Consider the following 1,565-nt stretch of genomic DNA (forward strand, 5'->3'; position numbering starts at 1 on the left):
CGGAATTTGATTAAGTGGTTTAAACCATGCAAACACAACACCGCCTTGCTGAAATATTGCCAGTTTCTTTTCAATCAACCCAATCCTGGCATTTAAAGTTTTTATTTCTAATGGCCTGATAAAATCACTCCAAAGCCATGATTCTTCTGGATTAGTTCCGAAAGTTGCATAACGGATAGTATGAACCGTTTTAACAACACCGTTTTTAAAAGCTCTGTCAACATTCTCTTCAATTATAATTACTGTAGAATCAACAGCGACAACAGCCTCACGAAATTCTAATAGTTCATTATCAATGTAAACAAAGCCATTTTTTACAGTTGACCCCACAAGCTCACAGCCTGAAATTATGGTAAGGTTACCCGCCAAAGCTCCAAATGCATTTAATGTTTGGTAGGCTGTTTGCATTTCCTGCAACCTTTCGCCTTTTAATGGCCAACCACCGGTTTGTATAAAATTTGTCTTATTCATCTATAAAAATATTATATCGTTTTCCGCCTGCTCTGTAAAAATCGATGTGAGCACGAAGCCCGTAAATTTGTGTGTTGTAAATTGATTCCGGTACATAGACAATAAAATCTAATCCCGTGTCTGCCGTCTCTGATTCTGTTCTAAGCCAAATTGTTTCCTCTTCGCTTTCCGTTTCTAACCAAAGTTCCTGCTCTTCAGCTTCGGTAAATACGTAAGTGGTTTCATAAAACTGTCCATCACCTATATAAATTCGCCTTTCAACTGGGTCAAACTTGTCATTTAAAGAACCTTCGAGCGAACATACTTGGCCAGTATGTTCGAGCTTATATATGTTATCAATTCGCCAGTTATGCCATTTAAAATAAAGCGAGTTTAAAGGCTTTAATAATAATTGTGCTAATGCGGCAGTCGATGACTTTCGTAACATTGTTGGAATGTTATCCAGGGCAAGAATATTCCAATCAATTTTAAACCACATAACTTATATTATCAAATGTTACTATTTTGAAATAACCCGATTCAGCAACCTTTGATATAAATATTGGCTGCGGCTCACCGTAACCGTTTAGCTCTGGATTAATCCAGGAACTTTGAGCACTTAATAAAGTTGCATCGAGTACACCAGGAACCAACTGTATTTTATCAACTAAAGCAGACAAACGCAGCTCACCGTTAAAATCTAATTCTTTCATAAACTCTTCAAGAGCTTCATTAACCGGATAATTACCGTTTAGCTTACTCATTCCGGTTTCGTTCAGAACCAAAGCATCACGTTTAATCTGCATAATCAAATACAACTGATCAGCTTTATAGTTAATAATCGTAATTACAGTGCCGGCAATTTTAATACGTTTAAAATAATTTTCAATTGCTTCAACCTGCGCCAATTCGTCAAAGTCTGAAAGTTCTCCATCGACTTCACCGGCTATTTTTATAATCACACGGCTACTGTCCTGTGCCTCATTAACTGCGGAATACTTAATAATTTTAGAACTTTCAATTTGTTCAGGTGTAGCGGTTCCGTTATCGAAATAATCCTTCTGTGGCGCCAAATCAAAACCATACTGAAAACGCAAAGCCATTGTTCGATACCA

Annotated in this window: 2 protein-coding genes and 1 pseudogene; all 3 read right to left on the reverse strand. The window is 37.1% G+C overall.

The annotated features are described in order from the left end of the window. Positions 1-471: pseudogene (locus J3495_RS18850) on the reverse strand (hypothetical protein); the annotation flags it as partial. Next, positions 464-898 (reverse strand): hypothetical protein, encoded by a 435-nt coding sequence (locus J3495_RS18855; RefSeq protein ID WP_210668502.1) that lies wholly within the window; start codon positions 896-898, stop codon positions 464-466. The pseudogene J3495_RS18850 and the gene J3495_RS18855, both read right to left, overlap by 8 nt. A gap of 40 nt (positions 899-938) precedes the next feature. Further along, a partial coding sequence (locus J3495_RS18860) for a nucleotidyltransferase (protein ID WP_210668512.1) occupies positions 939-1,565 on the reverse strand: 627 nt, incomplete at its 5' end.

This window comes from Flavobacterium geliluteum, assembly GCF_017948595.1.
Taxonomy (GTDB): Bacteria; Bacteroidota; Bacteroidia; order Flavobacteriales; family Flavobacteriaceae; genus Flavobacterium; species Flavobacterium flavipigmentatum.

Bases quoted from the DNA above. Each gene is read 5' to 3' on its own strand.
- J3495_RS18855 (WP_210668502.1), bottom strand. From the start codon at position 898: ATGTTACGAAAGTCATCGACTGCCGCATTAGCACAATTATTATTAAAG.